At 48.7% G+C, this 4,037-nt stretch carries 6 protein-coding genes; 1 reads left to right on the top strand and 5 read right to left on the bottom strand.

Annotation, left to right across the window (positions count from 1 at the left end):
• The 4 genes from I9W95_RS12735 to I9W95_RS12720 form a co-directional block, all read right to left on the bottom strand.
• On the bottom strand, positions 1–529 hold a 529-nt coding region (locus tag I9W95_RS12735), incomplete at its 3' end, for a tetratricopeptide repeat protein (protein WP_225675466.1).
• Between the two features lie 205 nt (positions 530–734).
• The gene (locus tag I9W95_RS12730) at positions 735–1,088 is read right to left on the bottom strand and encodes a hypothetical protein (RefSeq protein ID WP_225675465.1); all 354 of its coding nucleotides are present in this window, start codon (positions 1,086–1,088) and stop codon (positions 735–737) included.
• 21 nt (positions 1,089–1,109) lie between these two features.
• Positions 1,110–1,703 carry a hypothetical protein gene (locus I9W95_RS12725; RefSeq protein WP_225675464.1) on the bottom strand — a complete coding sequence of 198 codons (594 nt, stop codon included), beginning with the start codon at positions 1,701–1,703 and terminating at the stop codon, positions 1,110–1,112.
• Positions 1,704–1,721: 18 nt separating this feature from the next.
• Positions 1,722–2,246: a hypothetical protein gene (locus tag I9W95_RS12720; RefSeq protein ID WP_225675463.1), complete on the bottom strand. Its 525-nt coding sequence runs from the start codon at positions 2,244–2,246 to the stop codon at positions 1,722–1,724.
• A gap of 97 nt (positions 2,247–2,343) precedes the next feature.
• On the opposite strand from I9W95_RS12720, the gene I9W95_RS12715 reads away from it, so the two are divergent.
• Positions 2,344–3,288: an IS5 family transposase gene (locus I9W95_RS12715; RefSeq protein WP_011784145.1), complete on the top strand. Its 945-nt coding sequence runs from the start codon at positions 2,344–2,346 to the stop codon at positions 3,286–3,288.
• Between the two features lie 304 nt (positions 3,289–3,592).
• Here I9W95_RS12715 and I9W95_RS12710 read toward each other — a convergent pair.
• The coding region (locus tag I9W95_RS12710; protein WP_225675462.1) for a Tn3 family transposase at positions 3,593–4,037 on the bottom strand (445 nt) is incomplete at its 5' end.

The following is a 4,037-nucleotide window of genomic DNA, read 5'->3' as shown; positions in this document are numbered from 1 at the left end:
CGACTCCCTGTTCGGCGGCCTTGCGATACCACGCCGCTGCCTGCGATGCGTTCTTAGGAACCCCTTCGCCGTTGTCATACATGACCCCAAGGTTGGACTGCGCGCTAGCGTGTCCCTGCTCGGCGGCCTTGCGATACCACGTCACCGCCTGCGACGCGTCCTTGGGAACCCCTTCGCCGTTGGCATACCTGACCCCAAGGTTGAACTGCGCTTTAGCGACTCCCTGTTCGGCGGCCTTGCGATACCACGCCGCTGCCTGCGATGCGTTCTTAGGAACCCCTTCGCCGTTGGCATACATGAGCCCAAGGTTGAACTGCGCTTGAGCGACTCCCTGTTCGGCTAATTCCGTAAAAATCTTCAATGCGACCGGATAATTTTTACGCTCGTAAGCTGACACAGCCGACTGGAACAAACTTGCTGAGCTGTTGGCCGTTTTCGCCTGTGGCGTAGGCGATGGGCTGCCAGCTGAGGCCCAGCCAGAACCAGCCAAACAACCTATAAAGATCATCAGTATTGTTATCGGTTTCATTTCTTGCTATCCAATTTGTCTTTGTAGTTAGTGTTTCATGGCGCGCACTCGTGCTGCCATACCGTGCAGATCAGGGTTTTGACCGCTTTGCCATCAATCACGCAATCTTCTTGACTGCTAACGCTTGCAGCATGCGCGCCCACGGAATGGAGCCAAAGGCGCAATGTAGTGGGCATCGCCATGCCTGCACTTGTTAAGTGCAGGGCTAGGGACATGGAAACTTATTTTTAAATGCATGGACCGCGATCAACTCAATGTATACGTCACTATCCCAGCTATCCCGATATGTTGGGCTTCTAATTTCCTGATCTATGACCGATAGAATAATTCCTTGATCCCAGGATGCCCCTGGTGGGATACAGAACATCTTGTCGTGCCCTTCTACGCCAAGAACTGTATTCGCCCAAAATATCCCTTTCCCAATCCCAGTTAAATAATCATCAAATCGAGCCTCACTCCCTTTGAACTGATGATAGTTCTCCACAGTAAACTCAGCTGATGCAACTGCCGGTCTTAGCAACAAAAAGAGTGAAAACATTGTTAGTTTAAATTTGCTCAAGGTTCTTATCCTTTTGACCACTTAACGATAAGCTTTGGGGCGGCCGGAACGCAGTGTAGGCCGTCCCAGCCGCGATAGCGGCGACAACAGCGCCTTGTTAGGTTTTCTTGAATTCACGCATGACATCTCTGCTGAAGCGCCGCACCACACTTTTACCAATGCTTGGAAAACTACTATCCTTAGCGAGGACAGGCCACTTCCTTTAAGCAAGCCTTGCTTTAATCCGTCTATCCAATGCGATTGTGCATCATGCAGTCGTACGTACAGCCTAGCTTGCTCACCCTCCCCAATCTTGCAAGGAAAGGTGCTGCTTTTAGTAAAATCTATATGATTTCTTCCGATGCCTATGTGCCTTTTTCTAAACCAACCAATCCTGATTGAAATACAAGAGTCATTGTTGATATAAAAAGCCCTAAACCCTATGTTTTGAACGAATATCCCAAGGTATTCAACATGTCCCTCATCTTCATTAAAGACATAAATTCCTGATCTGACAGCAATCTTTGTGCTTCTTTCCGAAAAGGATATATACAAAGAGACAGCGGCAGCCAATATTGTGCCTGCCGCCGAAAACCAACCTGAGAAACTGTTAATAAGCTGCCAATCGAGATGCATAGATAAATTTATTACCCCTCAATAAGCCTGAATCCAGCCTAGGGGACAGATAGCTCCTGAGAACGTTTTAATTTCAACATTTAGAAACTCACCCATTTTTTTGCAGTTAACTGTATTTGTGTTTTGATAGACAGAGTTATTTGAGTTTTGTTGTGCGGCATTTGCCGCTCTTTCAGCCGCTTTCATCTCCCGAACTTTTAGTGCGAACTCCGCATCTTGTTGATAGCCAGGTACATTTGGTCTTTGTAATGTTTGCATGACACCTTTTGGGAATTTATTTAAATCCCATGTGTTTGAGTAAGTTTCACGAACCCCACTAACCCACTTAGCTTCACAGGTTTGAGTGCGGAAGTAACCCCTTTTTTTATCATCTTTGTCTAATTTGTAGAAAAGGGTTTTTGAGGTATAACCTTTGTTTTCGCCATTACATATAAGAACGGCTCCTTGGGGTTCAGAGTTATAAGTTATTCCATAATTACTATTACTTGCGCAACCCGTAATAAATATTGTGATAGCAACAGTTATCAATTTTATTATTTCCATAGTTTTTCCTTGCTATATTCACCTAAGGAGGCTCTGAATAAGTCTCCAAAATCAGCGATAATACGGCCATCGTCAATCGCATAGGATCGTTGCCAGCATGGATCAGATCACCTTCTCCGAAGCCGAATACCAGACCAAGAAGCGCAAGACCCGTCGCGAGATCTTTCTGGAACGGATGGACAAGCTGATTCCGTGGAAGCAGTTGGAGAAGAAGGTAGCCCGTTATTACCCGAAGGGCCGGAACGGACGGCCCCCTTATCCGCTGCCTGCCATGCTGCGGGTTCACTGCATGCAGTTGTTCTATAACTTGAGCGATCCGGCCATGGAAGACGCGCTGTACGAGATCGAATCCATGCGGCACTTCGCGGGTCTGAAGCTGGACCGTTTGCCAGATGAGACGACGATTCTCAACTTCCGGCATTTCCTGGAGCAGCACGGTCTTGGCAAGGCGCTGTTTAAAGAGGTGAACAAACACCTGGAGAAAAACGGCTTGATGTTGCGTGAAGGAAGCATCGTAGATGCCACCATCATCTCTGCTCCCAGCTCCACCAAGAACCAAACTGGCAAGCGTGATCCGGAGATGCACCAGACCAGAAAGGGCAACGAATGGCACTTCGGCATGAAAATGCACATTGGTGTCGACGACACGTTCGGTCTGATTCATAGCATTGATACCACCGCTGCCAATGTTCACGACATCGTGCCCACCGACAAGCTGCTGCATGGTGAAGAGCAACGAGTCTTCGGCGACGCCGGTTACCTTGGCATTCAGAAGCGGGATGAGCATAAGCACCGCAAAAACGTCTCCTGGTTCATTGCCAAACGGCCTGGCACCCGGAAGACGCTGGATGCCGACAAACTGAAAGCAGAGAAGATCAAAGCCAGTGTTCGTGCCAAGGTCGAGCATCCCTTCCGGTACATCAAGCGGGTCTTTGGTTATGGCAAGGTCCGCTATCGCGGCCTTGCCAAGAACAGCAACCGGTTGCATTTGCTGGCCGCGTTTAGCAACCTGCTGATCGGTGAAAAATACATGCTGGCGTAGGGCCAGTGCGCCTGTTTTCCGCCAAAATGGCGGGAAACGGGCAAAAAACACACAAATAAAGGGAAAATAGTGTCTGAATCTTCGATTTTTTTGCCGTTTAAACCCAAGATGGGCAAATATCAGCAGTTATTCAGACCTTCCCTAAAAGTTTCTTCGTAGGCATGCTCACTTACACACCTGTGTCCTTGTTTAAGTCCCGAGTCTAACCCACTGTTACCGTTTCGAAAAGGGGTCCTAGGGATTTTGCCTCCAAATACTGCAAAAGCCTCTGAAGCGCCCATGTTTACTGGCCTGTAGAGAGGCATCAACTTTCACCTTTCGGCCGATACCCCTCAATTGGCGCCATTAAATCATCCAGTTTCGGAAGTTCTCCCGTCGGCGCGAACGTATACGTACCCCGGAAGTTGATATTCTCCCACGCGACAGGTGATGCGCCCTTTACGGTTTCCATGTATTTTTCGCTGCCCTGCTCCTCGAAGCTGTCCAGCAGGTTGCTGAGTACTTTCGAGTTGAAGTAGATAATGGCATTTGCTACCAACCGGGCGCTTTCGTTCCAGATTTGTATCTCCTCGTCGCTATTTCCCCGGAACCGGTCGCTGTTCACGTTGCTGATTGCCCGGCGCAACTGGTGATAAGCTTCTCCCCGATTCAAGGCTCGTTGCACGTGGTTTCTAAGGCTGGCGTCATCGATGTAGTTCAGCAGATACTGGGCCTTCAGTAACCGGTTGTATTCAGTCAGAGCCTCCAGT

The sequence above is a fragment of the Thalassolituus marinus genome (assembly GCF_020320395.1).
Lineage (GTDB): Bacteria > Pseudomonadota > Gammaproteobacteria > Pseudomonadales > Oceanobacteraceae > Venatoribacter > Venatoribacter marinus.
The sequence above is the reverse complement of the archived record's forward strand: the minus strand, read 5'-3'. Positions and strand labels throughout refer to the sequence as shown.